At 39.1% G+C, this 24,041-nt stretch carries 21 protein-coding genes; 12 read left to right on the forward strand and 9 right to left on the reverse strand.

Annotated features, from left to right (window positions below):
* Window positions 1–329 precede the first annotated feature (329 nt).
* Together FQ608_RS17680 and FQ608_RS27825 are read left to right on the forward strand one after the other, a co-directional pair.
* Entirely contained in the window at window positions 330–1,469 is a 1,140-nt protein-coding gene (locus tag FQ608_RS17680) for a RipA family octameric membrane protein (RefSeq protein ID WP_158859763.1), read from the forward strand.
* A gap of 46 nt (window positions 1,470–1,515) precedes the next feature.
* Window positions 1,516–1,650: a hypothetical protein gene (locus FQ608_RS27825; protein ID WP_262885522.1), complete on the forward strand. Its 135-nt coding sequence runs from the start codon at window positions 1,516–1,518 to the stop codon at window positions 1,648–1,650.
* Between the two features lie 33 nt (window positions 1,651–1,683).
* On the opposite strand, the gene FQ608_RS17685 is transcribed toward FQ608_RS27825, so the two are convergent.
* Complete coding sequence (locus FQ608_RS17685) at window positions 1,684–2,592, reverse strand: hypothetical protein (protein ID WP_234364254.1); 909 nt, start codon at window positions 2,590–2,592, stop codon at window positions 1,684–1,686.
* A gap of 19 nt (window positions 2,593–2,611) precedes the next feature.
* Window positions 2,612–3,931, reverse strand: coding sequence for a site-specific integrase (locus FQ608_RS17690; protein WP_158859765.1), 1,320 nt, complete (start codon window positions 3,929–3,931; stop codon window positions 2,612–2,614).
* 460 nt (window positions 3,932–4,391) lie between these two features.
* Here FQ608_RS17690 and FQ608_RS28090 point away from each other — a divergent pair, with 460 nt between their 5' ends.
* A complete protein-coding gene (locus FQ608_RS28090) occupies window positions 4,392–4,607 on the forward strand; it encodes a DUF6922 domain-containing protein (protein WP_394351667.1) in 216 nt (71 codons plus the stop codon).
* A 435-nt stretch (window positions 4,608–5,042) separates the two neighbouring features.
* On the opposite strand, the gene FQ608_RS17695 is transcribed toward FQ608_RS28090, so the two are convergent.
* A complete protein-coding gene (locus FQ608_RS17695; RefSeq protein WP_158859767.1) occupies window positions 5,043–5,462 on the reverse strand; it encodes a DsrE family protein in 420 nt (139 codons plus the stop codon).
* A gap of 758 nt (window positions 5,463–6,220) precedes the next feature.
* On the opposite strand from FQ608_RS17695, the gene FQ608_RS17700 reads away from it, so the two are divergent.
* From FQ608_RS17700 to FQ608_RS27910, 6 genes are all read left to right on the forward strand, one after another.
* Window positions 6,221–6,448, forward strand: a complete 228-nt coding sequence (locus FQ608_RS17700; RefSeq protein WP_158859769.1) for a UPF0175 family protein — start codon at window positions 6,221–6,223, stop codon at window positions 6,446–6,448.
* Window positions 6,441–6,842 carry a DUF3368 domain-containing protein gene (locus FQ608_RS17705; protein ID WP_158859771.1) on the forward strand — a complete coding sequence of 134 codons (402 nt, stop codon included), beginning with the start codon at window positions 6,441–6,443 and terminating at the stop codon, window positions 6,840–6,842. Before FQ608_RS17700 ends, FQ608_RS17705 begins: the two co-directional genes overlap by 8 nt.
* A 492-nt stretch (window positions 6,843–7,334) precedes the next feature.
* A complete protein-coding gene (locus FQ608_RS17710) occupies window positions 7,335–7,730 on the forward strand; it encodes a hypothetical protein (RefSeq protein WP_158859773.1) in 396 nt (131 codons plus the stop codon).
* A 422-nt stretch (window positions 7,731–8,152) separates the two neighbouring features.
* Complete coding sequence (locus FQ608_RS17715) at window positions 8,153–9,550, forward strand: alpha-L-fucosidase (protein ID WP_158859775.1); 1,398 nt, start codon at window positions 8,153–8,155, stop codon at window positions 9,548–9,550.
* A gap of 4 nt (window positions 9,551–9,554) precedes the next feature.
* Window positions 9,555–10,286 carry a GDSL-type esterase/lipase family protein gene (locus FQ608_RS17720; protein WP_158859777.1) on the forward strand — a complete coding sequence of 244 codons (732 nt, stop codon included), beginning with the start codon at window positions 9,555–9,557 and terminating at the stop codon, window positions 10,284–10,286.
* A gap of 323 nt (window positions 10,287–10,609) precedes the next feature.
* Window positions 10,610–10,762: a hypothetical protein gene (locus tag FQ608_RS27910; RefSeq protein WP_317168934.1), complete on the forward strand. Its 153-nt coding sequence runs from the start codon at window positions 10,610–10,612 to the stop codon at window positions 10,760–10,762.
* A gap of 357 nt (window positions 10,763–11,119) precedes the next feature.
* On the opposite strand, the gene FQ608_RS17730 is transcribed toward FQ608_RS27910, so the two are convergent.
* The 5 genes from FQ608_RS17730 to FQ608_RS17750 form a co-directional block, all read right to left on the reverse strand.
* Window positions 11,120–12,508 carry a hypothetical protein gene (locus tag FQ608_RS17730; RefSeq protein ID WP_158859778.1) on the reverse strand — a complete coding sequence of 463 codons (1,389 nt, stop codon included), beginning with the start codon at window positions 12,506–12,508 and terminating at the stop codon, window positions 11,120–11,122.
* Between the two features lie 107 nt (window positions 12,509–12,615).
* On the reverse strand, window positions 12,616–13,212 hold the full coding sequence (locus FQ608_RS17735; protein WP_158859780.1) for an Ig-like domain-containing protein: 597 nt from the start codon (window positions 13,210–13,212) through the stop codon (window positions 12,616–12,618).
* A 53-nt stretch (window positions 13,213–13,265) separates the two neighbouring features.
* Window positions 13,266–14,066, reverse strand: coding sequence for a PKD domain-containing protein (locus FQ608_RS17740; protein WP_158859782.1), 801 nt, complete (start codon window positions 14,064–14,066; stop codon window positions 13,266–13,268).
* 230 nt (window positions 14,067–14,296) lie between these two features.
* Window positions 14,297–15,007, reverse strand: coding sequence for a response regulator transcription factor (locus tag FQ608_RS17745; RefSeq protein ID WP_158859784.1), 711 nt, complete (start codon window positions 15,005–15,007; stop codon window positions 14,297–14,299).
* Between the two features lie 12 nt (window positions 15,008–15,019).
* Window positions 15,020–15,310 (reverse strand): response regulator transcription factor, encoded by a 291-nt coding sequence (locus FQ608_RS17750; protein ID WP_158859786.1) that lies wholly within the window; start codon window positions 15,308–15,310, stop codon window positions 15,020–15,022.
* 756 nt (window positions 15,311–16,066) lie between these two features.
* On the opposite strand from FQ608_RS17750, the gene FQ608_RS17755 reads away from it, so the two are divergent.
* Both FQ608_RS17755 and FQ608_RS17760 read left to right on the forward strand, forming a co-directional pair.
* Window positions 16,067–16,675, forward strand: coding sequence for an alpha-ketoglutarate-dependent dioxygenase AlkB family protein (locus FQ608_RS17755; RefSeq protein WP_158859788.1), 609 nt, complete (start codon window positions 16,067–16,069; stop codon window positions 16,673–16,675).
* Window positions 16,676–17,606: 931 nt separating this feature from the next.
* Window positions 17,607–19,022, forward strand: coding sequence for an alkaline phosphatase PhoX (locus FQ608_RS17760; protein WP_158859790.1), 1,416 nt, complete (start codon window positions 17,607–17,609; stop codon window positions 19,020–19,022).
* 397 nt (window positions 19,023–19,419) lie between these two features.
* Here the strand turns inward: FQ608_RS17760 and FQ608_RS17765 are convergent, their stop codons facing one another.
* Window positions 19,420–20,511 carry an AI-2E family transporter gene (locus FQ608_RS17765; RefSeq protein WP_158859792.1) on the reverse strand — a complete coding sequence of 364 codons (1,092 nt, stop codon included), beginning with the start codon at window positions 20,509–20,511 and terminating at the stop codon, window positions 19,420–19,422.
* Window positions 20,512–20,983: 472 nt separating this feature from the next.
* Between FQ608_RS17765 and FQ608_RS17770 the strand changes: the two genes are divergently transcribed.
* On the forward strand, window positions 20,984–24,022 hold the full coding sequence (locus tag FQ608_RS17770) for a SusC/RagA family TonB-linked outer membrane protein (protein ID WP_234364255.1): 3,039 nt from the start codon (window positions 20,984–20,986) through the stop codon (window positions 24,020–24,022).
* The last annotated feature ends 19 nt before the right edge of the window (window positions 24,023–24,041 follow it).

Below are 24,041 nucleotides of genomic sequence, written 5' to 3' on the forward strand. Positions count from 1 at the left end.
CTTGCTATCCCTGTTTCTCGAACAAGAATTTGATAACCTTCGGTGAATTACACATTAAACCAACATACCACAATATAAGAGATCTGCGTAAGTTAAAATAGATTAACAGGCTTTGATAATATCCAACCCTTATGAATAGAAAAAATGTGGGGAAAATGTTTGTCATTAAAAATATTCTTGAAAAGATTATTATAAATCAAAACTTTGTGTCGTCCATCAATTCATATAAGTCACTTGGATTCTCAAGACCATTCAATATATTCTTTTCCGCTCACCTTACAACTATTCAGACTTCTCTATATATTCTCAGAAAATATAATAGAATTAACATGAAAGAAATCCAGCATAACTATCAATTAGATGAGCATCCTGAGCAATCCCTGGAGCTATGGAAATGGTTTACCGATGATGCTGCCAAAATAAAGGACAGGATGTGGACCATGGCTACCTTTTTTTATACCCTATTGGGTGGATTATTGGGTTTCATTGGAAAAGAATTTCTGGCAGATGACATGGGCATAAAAAACCCTTCCCTGGTTTTATTAACAGGTTTTTTAGGCTGCATACTCAGTGGCTATGGAATGTATATGATCCGCTCTTACGGCTTTCATATCCGCAGCGGATGGAACCGGGCCAATTATATCCGCTTCCACATTCAAGGGCTCAATAAAATCTGGGACTATGGTGATCCTAAAGCAACCCTTGTAGAGGGGGATTCCAAAAGCAATAACAATAAATGTTTTTTAAACAACAAACCAGACCATACTCTTCCCCCTGAGGCCAAAAGATTGATACTATTAATGGGATTTTTCTTCCTTATTTATGCAGGCATATTCCTGCTGGTTCAAATTCAAAGCCAAAAAACATATTTAATCATGGAAACACATGCAATAATCAATACAATAATAGCCGCCACCATACCCCTTTTAATTTTGTACTTCGGTCATCGCCTGGATAAACGAAAAAGGGAAGAACAGGAAGCAAAACAGGCGGAGCAGGACAAAATTGAACGAAAACACAAAGCCCGAATACAATTTGAACTAGCAGCAACTTTTTTGGGTCCGCAAGCCGGCCACTACATCGCTGAAGTGACAATAATTCTGCATAATAAAGGGCTAGTCAGAAATATGATCGACGACCTCCATTTGAAAATTCTGGGAATTAAACAGGATGCAAAAATAGTATTGCTTAAGGGTGAAGACCACCCGCAGGTCATCGACCGGCAAGATGAGCAGAAGGCTATCGACCAGATTGCCAAATTCCCGGAAACGTTTGTTGATACAAACATACTGGAAAATAAGGGGTCTTTTTTTGTAGAACCAGGTGTCGTACAGCAGTTCACCTATGTCGCCAGGATTCCCGCGAACATTCGATTCATTTTTGTCCGCTCCAAATTTAAGTATCACAAGGATTCCACACATAGTGCTCAGAAGGTTTTTGAGGTTAAACCTATGAAAGCACCAGATTAAAATCAAATAAATAATAGATGAACCCAATAAATTTTTCATAGGTCTGATGGATTTCTTTTCCATCCTGTTACTGGGTGCTCTTCTCACCTATGTGATCAAGGATAAGGTTTATTATTACATCCAAGAAACTGAACAAGCCTTATCATGTGAGGAAATAGAAAAGGTATTTGCTCTTGGATAGACCAGAACACTCGATAATCTTTCTGTTTGTCAGCTATCTGCTTGGACACTTTATATTTTTGATAGGAGTAAAATTCCTTGATGATTTTGCCTCATAAATTAGGTTTCCGCCACCAGAAATTAACCTATCGATCTCGTTGGCTTTTAATGCCAATTTTGATTGGTGGAAAATGCCTTGGACGTTTCTGAGTTGCTCGATTCTTTTTGAGGAAAGGTTTTCTGCAGATCTGATTTCTTTCACTCCTCTTATGATATCCTTTTTGATGTTATCCGAAGATGCGGACAGAATTTCACCCAAAACCCGGTAAACGCCTTCTTTAGACAAGCTGCAGTTATGATCAAGGCACAGTTTATTGATCAGTTCATTCAAGGTCCCGGGATCCCCCAGTAAAAAATCAAGGGCCAGCAGTTTTTCCGTTTTATCCAGTTTGTTTTCAAAGGTTTCGATCTTGGCATAATCTCGTTTCGTCCGCATATTTTCATAAAAATGGAGAGCAGCCTCTCTGTCAAGAAAATCCAGGGTTTCAAATTCCCGGAAATTGGCCAGTTTCTCCGTAGGATCGACATACTTGAGAAAAATGCCTGTCTCCCGAATATTCTTAAGGGTATTGCCAATCAGGTTATAAATAATCCCTGCCGTAATCCCTGAAAAAATAAGGGCCATGGGTACTTTTAATGTAACGTCAATCGTCAAAACCGAGAGGGCTAGCAAAAGGCTAAGAAAAGTAAGTATAATGGGATAGATTAAGGACAGGTAAATAAACCATTTTCTCCGCCGGATGAAGTGGGCGAAATCTTCAAAATGCTGTCTGTTACTGGAAAAAATATGCCAGCCGTACCGATAGGCCAACATCCTTTCTTCCTCGGAGCTGCCATCAAAAAGAAGCAGGTATTCCCGCAGCTTATACAGCCATAAGGGCCTTTGTGGATCAAATTTTTCCATGGCATAATTATTTACTATCTCATACAGGAGCTCCCCAGGCTTTCTGCATCTCGTTTCTTTTTCTTTCTTCAGTAACTTTCACATAGCGTTGAAAGCTTTTGTAATCCGCATGGCCTGTTATTTTCATCACGGTCTCTGCAGGAATCCCTTTTTCCAGGGAGAGTGTGGCAAAGGTTTTTCGTCCGGTGTGTGCGCTGATTACCTCATACTTCCGGTATATAGTGGACTGTTTGGTAGCTCCTTTGTACCGGATGATTTCAATCGGATCATCAATCCCAGCCAGCTTGCATAGCTCTTTGATGTATTTGTTGAATTTTTGGTTGGAGATCATGGGAATGGGGCTGGCCAAATCAATATATTTTTCTAAAATGGCTTTGGAATAACTGTTCAAAGGTACAATGGAATGCTCCTTGGTCTTTTTGATGGTAAGACGAATTTCCATTTCCTTTATATGTTCTCTTCTTAGTTGCTGTAGGTCGGAAAACCTGAAACCCGTCACACAGCTGAAACAAAACACATCTCGGACCTGATCCAAACGCTTATTCAAGGTTAGGTTGAAATTAAAAAGCAGGTCCAACTCTTCCTGAGTTAATGCAATGACCTCAAGCTTATCCTTTTTAATGGAAAAATCCTTGAAGCCGTCATTGACTTTTATACCTTGTCTTTTGGCATATCCGAGAAAGGTTTTGAGCGTACTCAGCTGCTTCCCAATCGTAATATTATTCAAGGTTTTGAGTGTGCCAGTGGTTTCATGTCTCTCCTCCCACCCTATTAAAAAATTTTGGAAGGCATGCATAAAGGAATAATCGATTTTATCAAACCGGATATTAGTCTTTGTTTTAATTTGGTAGTTTTTTAAATGCTTTTTTAATGATTTGTATACGACAAGACTTCCCTTCACCCTCGTTAGTTTATGTTCTACAATGTAACGGTCAATAAAATCATAAACGAGATTGGAAGGGTCTTCCTTTTTTGTCTTAACTGTGACAGATCCTTTCAATGCTTCGACAATCATATCCGCACTGTAGGAAATCCCCTCATACAAAAATTTCGATTCCAAGGTTTTAATCTTGTTTACCATGGAGAATAACTCCTCCTGATACTGTGTTAACTGGTTCTTGGTAGTGATACCTCCATAAAGTTTCTGTAGGTTTGTTTTCTGTTTTTGGGTAAGGTTGACGATTTTCTGATTATCATTATCCCAAAGCTCCGGTTGGAGTTTTACCCCGGTACCCACTTTCCGTCGTTGTCCTGAAACCCGGATAATCAGCATCAGGGGATGCTCTCCTTTCCGGTTAACTTTATCCTGTCTTAGCTCAAAACGCAAAGTTGCTTCCATCCTTCATCCATCAATTGAAGTATAAAGGTAAGCAATTTAAAAAAAAGGGGGGTTATTTGGGGGGCTAAAATATTGATCAAATATGCATAAAACTGGTCATCACTCCAAATCCTATATATACATATATACGTATATACGATATTTTAAGGCACTTTTTACAAGATATACACCATAGGTTCGAATCCCTCCTCCTCTGCATTGAAATAACCGGGCATTGCCTGGCTATTTTTATTTCGAGTCGTCGGGGCCACCCTGCAACCTGGCCCCTCGCTTAAACCAACCCTGCATTCCGGCCCGTCGCTAAAGTAGTCCAAAGGGACTAATCCTTTCCGCTCCGTCCTAACGGAGCTTTTTTAACGCTCGGTCATCACCTACTCTGCTGGACTAATCGCAAACCAACTGAATTAATGTTTCCCCTCTCCTTCTGAATAGTAACCTCATAATTCAAATTTTGCTACATTTGCTTAAACAAAATCAAACGTTTAGCACCAATTGTAAAGTCAATTCCTCTGCTAGGAAAATTCGGCTCTCGGATTATTTCCCCAATGCAATTTCTTGGGAGGTAGATTTAAATAAACTTGATTACAGAAAGGACATCGATTTTGTCATTTCAAGGGTGCTGGATTGGGGGGATTACAATAATGCCTGGGATAATTTAGAATTATTATATTCCTGAACACTTGATTAAATACTACTGTGTACATCAGGCGCAGATTTTTGGCAATGAAAACATTGAGAAGCTGGCCAACAATTCGGCCTGAACCCAGAACAGTTTCCGAGATACGTCTAGTAAACCATGACAGTGCATGATGGAGTATCTGACTCTTTCTTAGTCCATATTCAAAACAAAAACTCTTCTGCTAATATTTTTGATAACATCGGAGCGATGGGATCAAGGTTGGCTTTGACTTAACCAAAGACCTTACCCCTTGTGTAACTTTAACCGTGCAGGAGATAAAAGGAATTCCAGCAACAGAGTAAAAATTTAGCGGGCTTTTGAAATGTTTTTCTCTTTCGCTGACAATGGAATTCTGTTCCCAGGACGGTAGAAAAATTTTGGACTATTGAAATAAACTTCGCTTTTGCTATATGCTTATTTCAAGGATTTCCTTTAAAGTTGAATGCTCAGATACCCTTGTTTTTGCATTTGTAGAATATACGTGAATGCATTATCCACTATCTCAAATTCATCAGGGATATCATTGGGGTTCACCTCAAAAGTTTTCAAGGCCATGTTGCACACGATAAGTCTTACGTTGGCATTTTTGGCCTTCGCAATAAATTTTTTCATGGTTTCCTTATCGGTGAGTTCCTGAACGGTTTTTCCATAAATAATAGCCTGAAATTCACCGAATTTTTCAGCATCTTCTTTTGCAAGAGCTTCTGCGGTAGCTATGATGGGCTCAAGCTGAGCCATTGTTGATGTGGAAACTATATAATTGAATTTTTCGGTATTTCTTGAGGTTTGTGCATTCACAGATGTTGTAAATAGCACCAAAAATATTATTGCAGCGTTTACTGAATTTTTCATAATTGTGAGTTTTAAAGTTCAATACTTAAATATCCTTTTTTCTGAAGTTGAAAACCTCAGGAAGTTTGGAATCCACAGCTATAAATTTTCCCAAGAAAACCTAGGCAGCAAATATGGCTATGAAGAATTTTATAGCATTTAGGAAGCGAATATATGGTTTACCTTTTGGCTGGCATGTAACTTTTGTTACATTGGGCAAAAGGAGATCTCGTTAAACAGTGCTTATTCTGAAGCCCCCCGCCCAAATCCGCACATAATTGATCCATGAAATGTGCCCCTAATTACAATCTTTCGTTCCATCGGAAGATACCATACCGATCCAGGGATTTTCCTCATGGAATGAGAGACAATTTGACCAATGGGTTCACATTTTTTATATACCAGCTTGCAACAGTATGCCCTGCTTCGTGAAAGGAAGGAAGATCCAGAAAATGCCTGAAAGAATAATTAATAAAACCCCTAATTGAAAAGTTAGAAAAAGCGGATTTCAGAATGTCAGAAAAACTTAAATTGGAAAAGTGAGGGCTTACTTATGGCGGGAATAATTGCAAATTCAGTTTTTTTGGTATTGCGTTAAACTTGCTGTTAGGACGGTTCTCCGAAAACCGTCAAATGACAAATGCATAAAATCTGGTGTGCCAATAAATGAAAGCATATGAATTAAACCGTTTTATATAACTTATAAAGAAAAGGTTGCAGATATTGGAGATTTTAAATATCTTCCATCGAGTAAAAGAAGTCAACGAACAGAAAAAGATATGAGCCTATTCACCATGCAAATACCCGATAGCTTAAAAATGAATGATTTTGAGATAAAGATGATGATCGCTTCAAAACTGTATGAAAATGGCAAATTAAGTTCGGGCCAAGCAGCAGAGATGGTTGGTATATCAAAGAGGTCTTTTGTTGAATTACTTGGAAAATACGATGTTTCGCTGTTCGGGTACGACTATAATGAGTTAGAAGAAGATTTAGAAAATGCCTGATAGAATAATTATATCAGATACTAGCAGCTTAATTGCTCTTACAAATATTGGTGAATTAAATTTATTGAAAAAGGTTTATAAAGAAATTGTGATTACTCCTGAAATTGCAGAAGAATATGGAATTGAAGTCCCTGATTGGATAAAAATAAAGCAGGTGAGTGACCCGCAGAAATTTAAGTTAATAAACCTTGAATTAGATAAAGGGGAGTCAAGTGGAATAGCATTGGCTTTGGAAAGTAATTCATGCTTATTGATAATCGATGAGATTTACAATAGGCAGTACAAATTCCAACGGCATTTTAACCTGGGCAGTGAGATCGAGGAACTGGTGGGGCTTTTTCATAAGTATAAAAAATGCCTTGAGCAGGAAGTATTGATAGAAGTTGAAAGATAGTGAACATAAAATGTATAAGTTTTTCCCCAACAATCTTTAATGTGCACCTAAGTAGATTATTCCTCCATTCTTTTCCTATTTCAACAGGGTTTAAAAAGCTTGGGAGAAACCCCGAAAGCTTTTAGAGGAAGGATTGTAGGTGCCCTGCAAACCGATGCTTTTCCTGAAGTAAAAACCTAACACAAATCATTTACAATCATGATATAAAGTTTTTTGTTTTTGGTTTCCTGGGTGTAACTTCCTGCAAGTTTAACAATGGTTCCAGAGTTCTACTTAACTTAAATTTTGCCTAATAATTCATGGTGGCCCCTCCGGACGAATGTCAGGAAGGGCCGAAAATGCAAGAAAATCAGTCCATCCCGCCGAAAAACTTTGACAGGCGGGGAAAGACTAGTGCAAAATTCGAGTTTAAACACTTGCCTACAGATAGGTCGGTAACATTACCAGATCAAAAACCTTTAATTTAACAAATACACTTTAAACCAAAAATTCATGACGAAATCAATTATGAGTGCTGTTTTTATAGTTTTCCTCCTGCTGGGAAGTACAGCAAACACATTTGGACAAAGAAAGACCAAGGAAGAGCTATTAATTAAGGGTAAAAGGCAAACAACAATAGGTTCAATCGTGGTAGCCGGAGGTGCCGTGGCAAGTGCCACAGGATTGTTTATGTTGTTAAACGAAAAAACATTTGACGCAGGACCCCCTGTTATGTTAGTAGGATTGTTAACTATGGCGGCAGGCGCACCATTTTGGATCATAGGTGGCATTAATCAACATAAAGCAAACCGAATGAGTTTTAAAAATGAACCCATCCATATCCCAAAATATGCCGGGGATCTTCCCAGATCAGTCCCCTCCATTTCTTATTCCATACCGCTGAATTGACCTTGTATTTTTAAGGGGGGGCTTAAGCTCCCCTACACACACGCCCATCAACGTAAGTGATCCTCTGCGAACAAGATATTGGTTTTTTGTTTCTGAATAAAGAAACTTGGCTTTTGAACCTATGGTCGAAGATCTGACAGACAAGGAATGGTAAATATTTTTTAAGGGCTCTTGCATCAGTCACAAATTTATTTATAGGTTTAAGGAATGGAAATTACCGTCGAACTCCTCAAAATCTCTTAATCGATAGACTAGCCGCATATAAAAGAATTTACTGACCATAATATCAGTGATAGATGGTTTCTGAATTTGTTTAAAGTTAACAAACAGCATAAATTTTGGTAAACATGATAACAATTAATAAAAAAAAATCACTGTTTTTAATATGTATTTGTGCTAAAATATAAAAGTGAATAAAAGTTATGTCAAAATTATTCATCGCTGTAACAAGTATCCTTACAGGATTGATATTTTCGGTTGAAGCCCAAAACGTGGCCAATGTTCCACTTCCTACCCAAGCCCAGTTGGATTGGCAAAATGCAGAACTCGTAGCTGTTTTCCATTACGACCTGCATGTCTTTGATGGCAAGCGGTATAACCAGGCTAAAAATAGAATCACGCCGATCGAGGATTATAACATATTCAACCCTACAAATCTGGACACCGACCAATGGATAAAAGCCATTAAGGATGCGGGGTTTAAAATCGCCATTTTAACAGCTACCCATGAAACCGGCTTTGCCTTATACCAAAGTGAGGTAAATCCTTATTCACTGAAAGCTGTGAACTGGGAGGAAGGAAAAGGGGATATTGTCAAAGATTTTGTGAATTCCTGTCGTAAATATGGAATACAACCCGGAATATATATTGGTATCCGCTGGAATTCATTTTATGGGGTGCATGATTTTACGGTGCAAGGGAATAATGAATTTGCCCAAAACAGGCAGGCCCATTACAATAAAATGTGCGAGGAGATGGTGCGCGAGATTTGCTCCAATTATGGAGACTTGGCCATCGTATGGTTTGACGGCGGGGCACATGGCCCGGAAAAAGGAGGTCCGGACGTACTTTCCGTTTTTGAAAAACACCAACCCAACGGTATTTTCTACCATAATACCCAACGCGCCGACATCCGCTGGGGTGGAAGTGAATCCGGAACGGTCCCTTACCCCAGTTGGAGCACGTATCCTTTTCCATATTCTCATGCAACCAATCAGGAGGTAGTGTATAAAAACAATTTTCAACTGCTTAAGGAGGGGGATCCAAACGGCAACTATTTCATGCCTGCAATGAGTGATGCACCCCTACGAGGCTATAATGGAAGGCATGAGTGGTTTTGGGAACCCGGAGATGAGGAGCATATCTTTCCGTTGGAAAATCTCATGAACATGTATTATAATAGTGTAGGGCATAACACTACACTTATTATTGGACTGACACCTGACGCCGAAGGGTTGCTACCCCAACCCGATGTGCAGCGCTTAGAGGAATGGGGTGATGAAATCAAGAGGCGGTTTAGCACTCCTTTGGCAGCAACTTCGGGAAATGGCAAAAAGCTAACACTTAAGTTAAAACAAAGGACCGATATCAATCACATCCTTTTGCGGGAGGATATTTCCAAAGGAGAGCGGGTTAGAGCTTTTCTCTTGGAAGGTAAAACAAAAATTGGGTGGCAATCGATTTTTGAAGGTTCAGTTATCGGACACAAGTTTATCCATGATTTCGAAGATATAGCGCTATCCCAGATCCGCCTAACCATTAAGGAATCAAAGGGAGACCCGATAATACAAGGTTTTGAAGTTTTTTATATAGAAGATTAGAACTATGACACAGATAAAAAAACACATAACGCTCCTTATTTTTTTTACCACTTCATTGATCGTGCTTTTTGCTATTGCAAGTTTTAGCACCAAGGAAAAAATAAAAGTGGCCTGTGTCGGGGATAGCATTACCTACGGGGCACGACTTGATGACAGGGACAAAGATTCCTATCCGGCACAACTACAGGCACTTCTTGGGGAAGGTTATTCAGTGGAAAATTTTGGCGTAGGAAGTTTAACCCTTATAAGAAAAGGCATACCTACCGTATGGAATGAGCTACCTAAAATCAAGGAAGCAAACCCGGATATTATCATCATTAGCCTTGGCACGAACGATACCTGCGGCATGGGTACCTGCGGTGACAGAAAATGTTGGGAGTACAAGGATGAATTTGGAAGCGATTACCGTGACCTTATCGATGAATTTTCAGCATTGCCATCAAACCCACAAATCTTCATAGCTGCACCGACACCCATGGTTTTGGAAACCCCAGGACTCAATAGCGAACGAATAGACGGACTGACAGTCCGCAAACCGAGACTTCAAGAACTTATTGGTATGATAAAAAAGGTTGCGACTGAGAAGAACGTTCACTTTATCGATCTCAATGGACCGTTGGATCACAGACCAGAGCTGTTTACTGAAAGTGATGGGGTACATCCCAATACGGACGGTTACAAAGCTATTGCAGAATTGATTATCAATTCATTAACAATATTAAAGCCCTTTAAATAGTCTTGATAATCCTTTACGATCCTATTATGTACTTCGAATGCCTGCAAGTTGCGGTATTTGCTTTGGAAAGGAAAATTATTAAATCATTTTAGATTAATAAAATCTTTTATTGATAGAGGATCAACAAGTCATGGGACTTTTGCTAAAAAACAAGCTCGATGATAAATTTGAAGTTATCTTAAAACTCAATGGGCTGGAAGGATTAATTTGGATTATGGAGGGAAATATACCTCATGTTTAAGTTGACTGACTGGATTTGGCATGTTTTTAAGAAAATCCATTTTATATGAACTGCCACAACTGTTAAATGTTTTATAGGTGATATGTTAATTGTTGGAAACAGACCACTTCCAATATATGAAGCAGAAAAACAGACCACATACCATTTTTCAAAGCGGTTTTTGGCACCTGCTGGAATTAGAGGCATGTGGCAAGTCACCAAAAGGGGAAAGCTCGGACCAATGTCGGAGGATTAAAGAGTGCGACTTGACAACGAATACTCCGAAAAATTTGGTTTTGGATTGATTTCAGGATCATATTGATGACTATTCCGGCATTGTTTCAAAAGGAAAATGTTTGATGGATTGGTTGGCCTTTATTACGAACGCACATTTGGTTTCCTAAAGGTCACTGGCAAATATCCTCTGGTATTTCATAGAGACGATGCCTAAATTTGAGAGAGCATTTAAGGAACAAATAATACGACTAAAATAAAGTAACCCGTAAGGAGAATTAAAGGATGAAATTTATTAAACCCAGTGAGTTTTCCAGTAAGCTGATGACCTTGAATCATATCTGTTAGCATAACGGAACGACGTAAAAACGGATCCCTCCTATTCGATTCCGGAAAGCTCATTCAAAACTGAAGATTTTTTTGGTTTATTTTTACGCGTCCCAAAACCCAAACTTAACCCTAGATGAATATCTGCCTGTTGCGAATCCGAAAAAAGACCAGTCAAAACAGATTGGCTTCCGACAAAAAATCCTCCTAACCGTATTCCAGCCCCTCCGGTGATTCCGGATATTTCGTAATTGGCCCAAGGTGAATAAATTTCAAAGATACCCAAAGTCAACCTTGGTGTAACGGCAAAAACGTTTTGCATGCCAAGTTGCGTATTACTTTCTTGGTTTGAGAGCCGGTGCTGCCCAAATAAGCTTACTTGAAATATTTTGGAGATTCGAATATCTGTATAGCCAGAAATAATAGTCGGAAGGCTTACCCGCGTATTGCCTACCGGGCTGTTCTTGGTGAAATAGCCACTGCTTATCAATTGGTCTTCTATTTCATCAAAATCCCCATCAAGTAAATCCAACCTAAAGTGTTCTTCCTCCGGAATATCCATTTCATAGGTATTGGTTACCTGCCCCGAACTTAAATTCATTCCACCCAAATTTCTTAGGGAAAGGCCAGAACTGAGTTTGGCGACACCATTTTTTTTCCACTGGTGACTTAAGCCCAGATCTACCGCAAATCCCGAAATATTTTTTAAGGAGAATTTGTTAAGCATCGTGCCTTCATCCCAGTTTTCAAAGTTCTGGGGGTAACTGAGGTGAAGGGAACCTCTCGCATTTGACAGTCTGGATTCATCCTGATTCGTAATGATATCACCCTGAAGATTATTCATTCCCACGTTCAAGAAAGCTCCGGGAATAAGAAATTTAAACGAACTTCCAGCGGATAATAAATGGTTTTCCTTAGACCAAATTTCCCGGCCCGCCATAAACCCAAACTCCGCCCAACCAGCAGCATTTACCCGTTGATTAGAAGTACTGTTTATAGTGACCTCATAATTTCCGTTGTTATAGTCACCACTGTTTAAGGCTTGCCCCAAATCTGCATCTAGGTTTATGACATCACCTTTTGCAAACACCTGGGATATGAATCCAAAAGACCATTTGTTTACATGGAAACCAAATGAAGGCCCTAACACCTGACTTTCTACCCTAACATTTACGGGTCCTTCCATGCGGTCCAAGGCCAAATCATATAAATCACCTTCATTTCTAACATCTTGAATAGAAAGTAGATTATTGCTGGCAGCAGTCCCCACTGCAAACAGATTGAATTCAACCTTCCTGGATAGGTGGTTCAGCTCAGCAGGATTCATGGCTGCATGAATCATTCCCTTTCTGGGGCTATTTTGTATCCCGATAAAGGTCTGCTGGGAATAAGCAGATAAGGTTAAAAAATAAATGGTGACAGAGAGTAATATTTTTTTCATTTTTTTTTCATTAAAAATGATTAAAGACAAGTGAACAACTTTCAAATCGGACTTGCTTCAAGCCAAACAAATTCATGGCCGTTAATTTTTGCTTTTGGTACTAATAGTTATACCCCCGGGGGGGCAGTAATTACGGCCTGAACTATTATTGGAGAGCCATCTAATGGTTTTTCACCATCAGGGGTAAAACCATTTATTGTAAGATCCCAATTTCCCCATGTTTCCCATGATCCGTCAAATTTCCACAAAGCTGTTACAGTTCCATCTGAACCTGATTTTGCAGTAGACGGCGTTATTGCTCCTGCCTCAGGAGAAAAATTTATGTTGGCATCTTTTACAGGGTTTCCCTCACCGTCTTGTACATTGACCGTGACTGTAAATTCAATCAACTTGCCTTCAATTCTTGGGGGAGTATTATTTTTTTCCCAGTATTCATACCAATTGGATAAATCATAATCATCTGGCAACCAATCGTCTTGCATTTCTTCCTCAGTGGTAATAAGCACTAATTCTGCCAACTGATCCTTTGTCTCATCCTGATCAATGGGATCATCTGGCTCGGAATCAGGGCAGGACGTAAAAAATATAGTAAAAAATAATAGTAAAAACGAAAGTGCCTTTCGGGAATAAAATCTTAATTCCGTTGGATCAGATAATCGCCTAGCTTTTATCAAAAGAATGGATCTCAATAAAAATAGTTTCATAATATTTGAATTTTATAAAGCATTAGATTCAAAGAAGTTTTTGGGCTTCAGCTTTATTTTCCGATAAACACGTCGCTGGTAAAGGTTTCATCAGTTGAAATGGAAATTCCTTGACATACGGTTTGATCAGAGGCGGAAATTACACCATCATTATTTATATCCGCAAACTTAAAACCACCAACGCTAGCCCCTTCTTGCTGAGTAGAATTATCAATATCTTCTTGATTTTGAAATACACCAATTGTTAGGTAACCATTCACAATATTACTTTCACCATCTTTTTCAACAACGAAACAGTTAGCCATTACCTCCTGATCGTAAAACATCACTTTTCCATTTTCATCACTGGTGAAGGTGTAATCTGGTTCTCCTAAATCAGACGAATTTTGGTGATCTTTATAAAGGTAAATAGTTGCATTGGGCACAACAGCATCTTCTGGATTTTCTGGTGTCCAATCACTGGCACTGTATATCGTCAACTCTACCGCAAGATGTGGTAAAATTTCTATTGACAGAACTGTTGAAGCCGGGTCATCACTGGCATTCAGAACACCATCTCCATTCAAATCCTCTCCTGCAAGTAAGGTAACCTCGTAGGTTCCTACATCTTCGTAATTATGAATAGGGTCCTTTTGCGTTGAAGTGGTGCCATCCCCGAAATCCCATGCATAAAGTTCGGCATGTTGAGAACAATTCGTAAATTTGAATTCATCCCCCACTTTCCCCTCAACTGTTTCCGTATCAAAACAGGCCTCAGGAGGATTACTTTGAGTATCAGTGGGATCCTCATCTGTTGTACAAGAAAAAAATACGGCCAAAGCGGCCAAAAACGTTAAGTTTAAAATATCTTTCATAGTAATGTAAATTTGGTTTTTAATAATAAAATAGTGCAAATCAGTGTTAAAAACTGAGACCTCAAAGCTATGGGAAAACAACTGCAGCCCTATGATCAACCTTGGGTATATTTGGCCAAATCCCACAAATACTGAGCTTTCCTGTTGGCAAAAAAGTATTATTGAAACAACTGAATTAATGGGATATAATACCTATTTGCAGCTCTGGAAATATCGTTTTAATAAAAAAATTAAAGTTCTATCAGATCAAATGCTAGTGCAAAACGCATAAGGTCCCGAAAAGAGCCAAGCTCCAGTTTTGATTTTATGTTTTTCCGATGAGTCTCCACCGTTTGTCTGGAAATAAAAAGCTGCTCGGCAATTCTTGGGTTGGTATGTCCATAGGCCAATAATTTCATTATTTCTATTTCCCGAGAGGTAAGGTGCTGGAATCTTTTAAAATGCTTCAACCTGAATTGGTCCATTTTTACGATTCTTTCCATCTTTCCCGACATTTTACCCATCTCCCCAGGAGTGACCGACAACCTTATGACCGAGCTATTGGGGGATTTTGGCGGTTTGGTAAAAGTGATCAATGGTGAATATTCCTGCTCTCCCAGCAATTTAGCATATTGAACAAACGCCATGGTTTTATGCGAACCCTGCCTCGCATAAAATTCAGGTAGAAATTTCTTAACATTTTTCAAGGAATCTGAATGAACAATGTTTCCAGTATACGCCTCACTGTTTTCCCGAACTTCTTCTGGAGAATATCCGGTAAGTTGCTGATGGATTTTATTGGTGTTGATGAACTCTAGAACTTCAGGCCTGCTTATGATGGTAATTAATGGAATGTCGTCTATGATGTCGCCTGAATTTTCCCGCTTCCATAGTTGATCCTCAATTGAGGCAATATATAGATGAAACCGTTCCAAAAGCTCACTTTCCGAAAAATGTGCCATACGCTATTTCCTTCAAAAGTCGATAAGATTAAATGCCAGGGCATACTTCATAAAGCCTTGTTCATTTTTTATATCAAGCTTTTGTCTTATCATAGCACGATGGTTTTGCACGGTTGCTCTTGAAATTAAAAGTTCTTGGGAAATTTTAGGATTATTTTTGCCTTGAGCAATTAACTGTAGCACCTCAGTCTCCCTGTCTGACAGTGTTTCAAAAATAGCCATTCGCTTTTGCTTAAAAATATCCAAACGATTCAGTTGCCTAATCTTATGCGTAACGGGACCTGTAGGGTATTGCTTCTTCATCCAACATAATTAAATTAATGACCTAATCTAAAATTGCTCGTAAAGGTTGAAACCTTTTGTCTCAAAATGTATTGACTCAAAGTCAGAAAGGAATTAAATAAACTTCGCTTCCATCTCTTAACTTTTTATTAATATTTAAAGGTAGTAAATGCTAGAGTTCTAACAAAAATTACCAAAGTAAACTTAAATCCCCTCTGAAAAAATGTGAGATGGTATCTGCCCAGGGTTTGGAATTATTCCGGTAACTGTGTAAATATTGCCGTTCATTACCAATTAAAACACATTCATCTCCCTTGCTACCCAAATGACTTGATGCAATATCCAGCAACCGAGTAATATTTCCCGAAAAGTCTTCTATTTACACTACCTAGCGAACGCTTTAAATTCGCTGAACTTTTTGGCTCTTTCTGAACTTTTATACAGCTATATTCTGCGCTCAAAATAGGCTTCTTCAGGTTTGAAAGGCAATTTCTTCCGAACTAATTCTATTTCTACTGAGTTTAAGTGATTTGGGTAAAACGTAGCAAATTTTGTCTCTTCTTTGCCATCAATCCAGTGTCAGACTATTTTACTCCAAACGCTTCTCCAAAAAATGAATAGATTGGAAAATGAAAGGAGGAAGCGGTAGATTTTGGATTGGTAGATGAGATACTCGGGGATAACAGCGATGTAATCAAATTGGGCCACCCGAATCTTCTTGTAAATTTTATCGCCCCTGAAGTCACTGCTTGAAGAAACAATATCAAAAATTTAAACATGGAATTATTCGACTACCAAATTGACAAAACAAAGAATTGGTTGCCCAAGGATGGCAAAGTCAATTACTTTGGAAAGTTATTCCCATCCCACGAAGCCAATCATTACTTTGACTGTTTGTTAAACACCATAGATTGGAGAAATGACGAAGCCATTATTTTCGGAAAGAAAATCATTACCAAACGCAAAGTAGCGTGGTATGGTGAGAAGCCTTTCGAATATACCTACTCAAAGGTTACCAAAAATGCGCTCCCCTGGACCAAAGAGTTGTTGGAACTAAAGGCGGCCATTGAAAAAGAGACAGGCGAAACCTTCAATTCCTGCTTGCTCAACCTGTATCACAGCGGAGATGAAGGGATGGCCTGGCACAGTGACGGGGAGAAAGACCTGAAAAAAGACGGAGCCATAGGCTCACTGAGTTTCGGGGCAGAACGAAAATTTGCTTTCAAACACAAAGAAACAAAGGAGAAAGTTACACTTGTTTTGGAACATGGCAGCCTTCTGGTAATGAAAGATGCCACTCAAACCTATTGGTTGCACCGCCTCCCTCCTACCAAGCTCATCTCAAGACCCCGGGTAAACCTGACGTTCAGGACGATCATACAGTAACTCCGAATGGGAACAAGGCTTAAAAACCCGGACAAGTCCGGTAATCCAACTTTTAGTTTTTTTTGGCTTTTTTATTTTAAGTTCTCGAACAGTCTCACCAAGCCAAATATTTAGCCCTAGGTTTTTATTTCGTCAACTTCAAGATACCCACAATAGGATTTAATTCAACACCCTTTTCGTCAGATCTCTCTTTTAAATAAAAGTAATCACCATCTCCAAATGAGTATATAATGTAATTTTTCCCGTCATCACCTTTAAATCCATTTTTGAGGTCGTATTTCTTATCGTTTTTCTTGTCATAGACAAACATGGAATTTTGATGTTCCACACTGTAATAATAGAAGAAATAATAATCCTCGTGACCTGTTATATCCCAAATTTGGTTAACCTTCCTCTTGTCAGAAAATTTAAAATCAAATCTATTATGAGGGTGAAATTTCGTTTCTGTTTATCGTATACAATGTATCCCGGAGAATATTTTCGTTCATTATCACCGGATAATAAAACCCCGTATTCCCAGAAAAATTTGTAGTATATTGTAGATGGGTGGACATACCTGGAGATATATTATCCTTTTGCGTTTTTCTCTGTGAATGACCACCTATGTATTGCAAACATACCGAATGTTTTCCCATCCATCCAAAATAAAGATGTAAACCATTTAAAATTGGTGCACAGACCGTTTTGAAAAACTTAAACATAACATAATATTGCTTTTAAAATGAGTTACAATAAAAAACTAATTTTAAATTCTCTAGCTTTACCTAGAAAGTATGATTTTCAACTGTGAATAAAGATCATTTATCGCAGACCTGCATGAACAATTCAAAATGCTTCCACTTGAATCAAACTAGAAATCGACATGCAGGAAAGTTAATACAAAAGAGTTTGATCCGATGTTATCAAAATTTGTAAAATAAAATAATACACGATGAACAACAAAAATGACGTTTCCAGACGAAAGTTTCTCTTAAAATCCTCCGTAGTAGGAGTTGGTTTTATGGGCTTATTTAATCTGACCCAAAACGTAAGCGCAAACGGCAGAAATATTTCACCTTTATCAGAAGTCGGTTATGGACCTCTAAAGGCTCATAAAGACGGTATTCTGATGTTGCCTGATGGCTTTGATGTGAAGGTGATATCAACAAAGGGCAATAAAATGAGCGATGGATTTTTTGTTCCCGGAAGAGCGGACGGAATGGCGGCTTTCAAAGGAAATGCCGATAAAGTCATATTGGTGAGAAACCACGAAAATTCAATTGGAGCTAGTAGCGAAGGACCTTTTGGGCAGAAAAATGAGCTATTGAGTAAAATTGATAAAAACAAGATGTACGATTATGGTAAAGGTATAAAACCTGGAATGGGCTGTACCACAAACATCGTATTCAACGAAAAGACCCAAAAAATAGAGACGGAGTTTTTGAGTATTGCTGGAACTGTAAGAAACTGCGCTGGAGGTCTTACCCCTTGGAACACTTGGATAACCTGTGAGGAAACTGTAGAAAAAGCAGGTTCGGCTGGGGGATATGCGGAAAAAGACCATGGATACAATTTTGAGGTCCCAGCAACAGAAAAGATTGGATTGGCAGATCCAATTCCGCTGACCGGAATGGGACGATTTAACCATGAAGCGGTCTCTGTAGATCCAAGGACAAGTATTGTCTACCAAACCGAAGACACTTCGGACGGCTTAATATATCGATATATACCTAATGAGCCGGGAAAATTGGCTAAGGGCGGTAGGCTACAAGCTATGATGATTAAAGACCGAAAAAGCTTTGACACCAGAAATTGGAGTAAATTGCAGAGTGAAAAATTCCCAATCGGTGAAAGTTTTGAGGTGTCTTGGGTAGATTTGCAAAACGTAGAATCCCCTGATAATGACCTGAGAATACAAGGATTTGAAAATGGAGCGGCTAGATTTGCGAGGGGTGAGGGAATGTGGTTTGGGGATAATGAACTCTACTTTGCCTGTACCAACGGCGGCCATATTTCCAAAGGGCAAGTTTTCAAATACATTCCAAGCCAATATGAAGGAACAGTTCGGGAAAAAGAATCCCCTGGAAAACTAGAATTGTTTATTGAACCAAATAATACGGAGATTGTCAAAAGTTGCGATAATCTTACTATTGCTCCTTGGGGAGACATTATAATGTGTGAAGACGTGTCTGAACCTAATTTGGTGGGGGTAACGCCCGACGGAAAGTTTTACATGTTGGCCTCCAATATAGGTTACAAATCTGAGTTTGCGGGTGCTGTATTTTCTCCATCCGGTGACACCTTGTTTTTAAATATTCAGGAACCCGGAATTACCCTTGCGATTACGGGTCCATGGAAAAGGAAATAGCGGCTAAAACGCTATTTACTCGCTGTTTGGAAGTCCCAGAGTAAGAACCTAGGGATATTAAATCGGGAATCCCTCCGGGATTCTTTGATACTATTCAACACAATCGAAGAAAAAAACAGTTGGAAAAGAAAAAGGAAAGATCTTGACGAAATTCTAGTATTACTTTAGTTTTACTCGGTTTAACCAAAACAAAATTACTTATTAATCATCCTAACTGCCTGCATCCAAAAAGCCAAAAGAAATTTTAATACTGAAAGCACCTAAAAGAATAAGTTTCGCCCGAAGGGTTACAATTCAAAAAAAGTTACATTTTGAGGAATTTCTTGCTCATTTATGCGTAAACACGGAACAAGTCAAATTTTTGATCACATTCCCCTGACTATCCTGGTATTTTTGCCTAATCTCCTTTCTTGGTTGACTTATCTCCTAAAACGTCTTCTACATACAACATCTGGACAATTACCACAACAATAGCAATAATTGGGGTGGCTAAAATCAACCCCAATCCACCCACCAATATGCCCAACAATACTTGGCCGATCAGAATAACTGCGGGAGGCAGGTAGACCATTTGCTTTTGTATCATTGGAGTAATCAGGTTACTTTCCACCGCCTGAATGACAATATATAAAATCACAACATATAAGGCCGTATTTGGCCCCTCCATTAAACCTACCAAAACTGCAGGAACCAGCGCTACTAAGGGACCAAAATTGGGTACAAATGATAAGAGACCTGCAATAAAACCGAGCGCAAGGGCAAGGGGAACACCTAAAATCCATAATCCGAGTGAGGATAAGACGGCAACTACAAGCATGGAAAAAAGTTTGCCTGCAATCCATCTTTGCAAAGTACTTCCAAGCTTATCCAATACTTCTTGGGCCCTCCCCCGGCTCGAAAGTGGCACCAGACTTACAATCCCTTTCTGGTAGGGTTTAGGTTGGGCCATTATAAACATACCGACGAAGAAAATAATATAAAGATCGGTCAATATTCCGAACGTAGCCGAGAAAACCCCCATTGACTGTTTAAGCACATCACTTTTCTCCTGTAACCACTTTAGGGGATTCTCAGGAATCTGATCCACCAATTTTCTACCCTGTGGACTTTGGTTCAACTTTTCCTTGGCACTCTGAATAGTTTCCGGAAGTTTCTCGGCCAACTGATTTACCTGATCACCCACCTGTGGGGCAATAAGTAAGCCTGCCAAAGCAAAAAAACCTATGACCAGCAGTACTGAAGCCAAAAGAGACCATCCCATTGGAATTTTTACGTACCTATGGATGTAACCCGCAATTCCCCGGAATAACGAGGCCACCAAAACCGCAGCAAGAATCAGCAAAAGGACCTTAAATGCTACCCCGAATAACCAAAGGATAAGAATGATCGGGATAAAAATCCCAGCAGCAATCAATACTTTTTTCGTATATGATGGTTGATCGGATTTGTTTGAATTTGCTGTTCCTTCCACTTCTTTTCTATCCTCCATAGGTCGTTTTATTAGGTCGATGATGAATTGGACGGCTGTTGTAATGAAAATTATTACTTTTTTATTTAATCCCATTTTTACGGTCCTGCTTTTAGCTAAATCTATCGCAAGAAGGGTACCGCAAACGAAACCATGTTAGCTTTTTTTGTTATTGGGATTTGTTTTAGATAATAGCCCCCCTAACCACCTAGTTATCTATTTCCAAAGATAAACCGCAACTCAAAAATCTAACCACGGTATAAATTTTTTAATGATGATATTGATTTATAGGATTATAGACGGTTTTATGTATTTTAAATACGCTTAATTAAGTTTTGTTAATACAATCCTAACTCCCACTTAACAGCATTTAATAAGCAGCGGACTAGCTTTGAAAAAATTTTGAAAACTTTCAAAAATTTTCTTCATCCACTACTAAAAATTTATGAATCTAAAATTACGATTATCTAAATTCATTTGCGTTTCAACAATTTTGTTGACTTTAGCTGGGTTTGGTACTAATTTATCCAAAGTCTTTGCTAATGGTATCAACAAGGAGGCAGCAAATAATTCGAAAGAAGATCTGTCAAGACTAATTACAGATCTACAACCGATCTCCGGTACTATTACAGATGAAACGGGAGCACCGCTACCCGGAGCAACAATTCTTGTAAAAGGTACAACAACTGGCACAGTAACCGATCTTGATGGAAAGTTTTTGATAGATGCCGCTCCTGATGCTATCCTTCAGATTTCTTATGTCGGATACACTCAGTTGGAGATTTCAGTGAATGGTCATTCGATCATATCAGTCCAATTAAACCCAGATAGCTCCGATTTGGAAGAATTTGTCGTTGTTGGTTATGGTACCCAAAAAAGGTCGGACATAACGGGATCGATTGCTTCTGTTAATAGGGAGAGTTTTAACAAGGGTGTAGTTACGAATCCAGGTGAATTGATGCAGGGTAAATTGGCCGGTGTATCCATTTCCGCTAATAGCGGTGAACCCGGTGCGGCTCAGGATGTGATCATCAGAGGTATCGGTAGTTTGCGTTCTGGAACACAGCCGCTGTATGTGGTTGATGGTTTTTTGTTGGACAATTCCTCTACGGGGGTAGCCACCAATCCGCTGAATTTTCTTAACCCTAATGATATTGAAAGTATCGATGTGCTCAAAGATGCCAGTGCAACCGCAGTGTATGGTTCTAGGGCTGCTAACGGGGTGGTAGTAATCACTACGAAGAAAGGAGGCGGAAAACCTCAAATGAATTTCTCAGCATCTACCGCAATTTCGACACTTTCTAACCAAATAGATGTATTCGATGCTGACGAATTTAGAAGGCAAGTAGTGGCCGTGGGTGGAACGTTGCAAGATTTTGGTGGGAATACAAATTGGCAAGATGAGTTGACCCAAGCGGGAAGATCAAACAATCTCAATTTTTCGATGAGCGGAGCCAGCGATCAAAATTTCTCCTATTTCACCTCGCTGGGTGTACAAGATCAAGAGGGAATCCTAAAGAATAGTAGGCTTAAACGCTACTCCGGCAAATTAAATATGAATCAGAAGGCGTTCAATGGCAGATTAAACATAGACTATAATCTTACGGCTTCCCGTACCGAAAATTTACGCCCAAGTATTTCTTCTACCATAAGTGATATGCTCAATTTAAATCCGACAGTTGCTCCATACACGGACGGTGAGCCTACCTTATTGAATACTAACGCATTAAATCCTCTTGCCAGATATAACTTATATAGCGACAATGCCATTAGTAACCGGATTTTGGCGAATATTTCACCGTCATTCGAAATACTAGAGGGTCTAGTTTATAAAATGAATCTTGGGGTTGATTATTCCGCTACCAATAGATACCAGCAATACAAACCATTTCCCGCTGTGATAAATGAGTCAAATATTTCTGATGGGTCATTGGATGGTTCAGTTAATGCAAATACCAATCAATTGGTAGAAAACACACTTACCTACATGTGGAACCATGATGTTCACAATGTTATCTTATTGGGCGGGCACTCGTTCCAAGAATTTATGGATGAAAACAGAATAACTTCTTACCGTGGCTTCGCAAATAATAATATTGAACCTATATTCCAAGACCATACCAGTACTACTGAATTTCCTACTTCCGTAAATTCATCCGCAATCAAAAATGAACTGCAATCATTCTTCGGCAGAGTTAATTATACCTATGGCAATAAATATCTATTTACCGGTACCTTTCGTGCCGATGGATCCTCCAAATTTGGTGAGAACAATAGATATGGTTATTTCCCTTCCTTTGCGTTGGGTTGGAATATCAGCAACGAAGATTTTATGTCTGGTTCGATTTTCAACAATCTAAAGCTACGGGCAAGCTGGGGGCAAACAGGCAACCAAGAGATCCCATCCAAGATTACAAAAGCAAGTTATTTGGAAGAACGATTACAAACAGGTGCCGGAAGCATCAGTACCTATCCCATCGATGTTGTAGGAAATTCTCTCCAAAACTATCCATACGGGATTATATTCACTCGATTGGCTAATCCGGATCTACAGTGGGAGGTATCCACTCAAATTGACTTAGGTGTTGATTTCGCATTCTTTAATTCCCGATTGACAGGTACTTTGGATTATTTTAGTAAGGAATCCTCCAATATACTTTTGGAAGTTGTTCCTGCCGATCCGGTACAGCCCACCTCCACCTACTGGAACAACATTCCAGACATGAAAATTATAAACAACGGCATAGAATTGTCATTAAACTACAGCAGTGACGTTCAGCGAAACTTCTCTTACAATATCGGAGGTAATATCACCCATATCCAAAACAGGGTTGAAGATTCACCTTACTCCGTTTTAGTAACAGGAGCAGCTCAAGGTTCCGGCCAAACCGGTGCAACCATTAATGGCTATATTAACAATGAGCCGTTGGGTGCTTTTTATATGTATCAGTTTGATGGAATTGATGCTGATAATGGCCAGAACCTATTTAGGGATACCAACGGAGATGGTCAAGTACTGGACAATGACCGTGTCGTTGTGGGTAGCGCAATTCCTAAGTTTATCTACGGGTATTATGCTAACCTTAAGTACAAAGCTTTTGACCTAAGTTTGAATTTTAATGGGGTGGCTGGAAACAAAGTTTTCAATCACACCACCATGACCCTATTTAATAGGGCACAATTGGCCCAGTCAAACAATACTACGGATTTTGCGATCCAGTACCCGAATGAAGCTTTAACCAATGCCAATATTGTTTCGACACGGTATTTGGAGGACGGATCTTTTATGCGATTGAATAACGCTACCCTTGGTTATAACCTGAACTCTAACAGTTTAGGGTTGGGGGACACTTTCCAGAACATCAATATTTCAATAACCGGCCAAAACCTCTTCGTCATTTCAAATTATTCAGGATTTGATCCCGAAGTCAATACGGGAGCTACGTCAGGTGGAATCCAAACCTTTGGTATTGATCGATTTACTTATCCAAGAGCAAGAACATTTTTGATTGGTCTAAACTTGACATTTTAAGAGGGAATTTAACGATTCT

Source organism: Lunatibacter salilacus (assembly GCF_009797935.1).
Lineage (GTDB): Bacteria > Bacteroidota > Bacteroidia > Cytophagales > Cyclobacteriaceae > Lunatibacter > Lunatibacter salilacus.

Bases quoted from the DNA above. Each gene is read 5' to 3' on its own strand.
- FQ608_RS17745 (WP_158859784.1), bottom strand. From the start codon at position 15,007: ATGGCACATTTTTCGGAAAGTGAGCTTTTGGAACGGTTTCATCTATAT.
- FQ608_RS17735 (WP_158859780.1), bottom strand. From the start codon at position 13,212: ATGAAACTATTTTTATTGAGATCCATTCTTTTGATAAAAGCTAGGCGA.
- FQ608_RS17715 (WP_158859775.1), top strand. From the start codon at position 8,153: ATGTCAAAATTATTCATCGCTGTAACAAGTATCCTTACAGGATTGATA.
- FQ608_RS17720 (WP_158859777.1), top strand. From the start codon at position 9,555: ATGACACAGATAAAAAAACACATAACGCTCCTTATTTTTTTTACCACT.
- FQ608_RS17705 (WP_158859771.1), top strand. From the start codon at position 6,441: ATGCCTGATAGAATAATTATATCAGATACTAGCAGCTTAATTGCTCTT.
- FQ608_RS17740 (WP_158859782.1), bottom strand. From the start codon at position 14,066: ATGAAAGATATTTTAAACTTAACGTTTTTGGCCGCTTTGGCCGTATTT.
- FQ608_RS27825 (WP_262885522.1), top strand. From the start codon at position 1,516: ATGGATTTCTTTTCCATCCTGTTACTGGGTGCTCTTCTCACCTATGTG.
- FQ608_RS17710 (WP_158859773.1), top strand. From the start codon at position 7,335: ATGACGAAATCAATTATGAGTGCTGTTTTTATAGTTTTCCTCCTGCTG.
- FQ608_RS17760 (WP_158859790.1), top strand. From the start codon at position 17,607: ATGAACAACAAAAATGACGTTTCCAGACGAAAGTTTCTCTTAAAATCC.
- FQ608_RS27910 (WP_317168934.1), top strand. From the start codon at position 10,610: ATGTTAATTGTTGGAAACAGACCACTTCCAATATATGAAGCAGAAAAA.
- FQ608_RS17685 (WP_234364254.1), bottom strand. From the start codon at position 2,592: ATGGAAAAATTTGATCCACAAAGGCCCTTATGGCTGTATAAGCTGCGG.
- FQ608_RS17750 (WP_158859786.1), bottom strand. From the start codon at position 15,310: ATGAAGAAGCAATACCCTACAGGTCCCGTTACGCATAAGATTAGGCAA.
- FQ608_RS17690 (WP_158859765.1), bottom strand. From the start codon at position 3,931: ATGGAAGCAACTTTGCGTTTTGAGCTAAGACAGGATAAAGTTAACCGG.
- FQ608_RS17695 (WP_158859767.1), bottom strand. From the start codon at position 5,462: ATGAAAAATTCAGTAAACGCTGCAATAATATTTTTGGTGCTATTTACA.
- FQ608_RS17755 (WP_158859788.1), top strand. From the start codon at position 16,067: ATGGAATTATTCGACTACCAAATTGACAAAACAAAGAATTGGTTGCCC.
- FQ608_RS17730 (WP_158859778.1), bottom strand. From the start codon at position 12,508: ATGAAAAAAATATTACTCTCTGTCACCATTTATTTTTTAACCTTATCT.
- FQ608_RS17700 (WP_158859769.1), top strand. From the start codon at position 6,221: ATGAGCCTATTCACCATGCAAATACCCGATAGCTTAAAAATGAATGAT.
- FQ608_RS17765 (WP_158859792.1), bottom strand. From the start codon at position 20,511: ATGGAGGATAGAAAAGAAGTGGAAGGAACAGCAAATTCAAACAAATCC.
- FQ608_RS17680 (WP_158859763.1), top strand. From the start codon at position 330: ATGAAAGAAATCCAGCATAACTATCAATTAGATGAGCATCCTGAGCAA.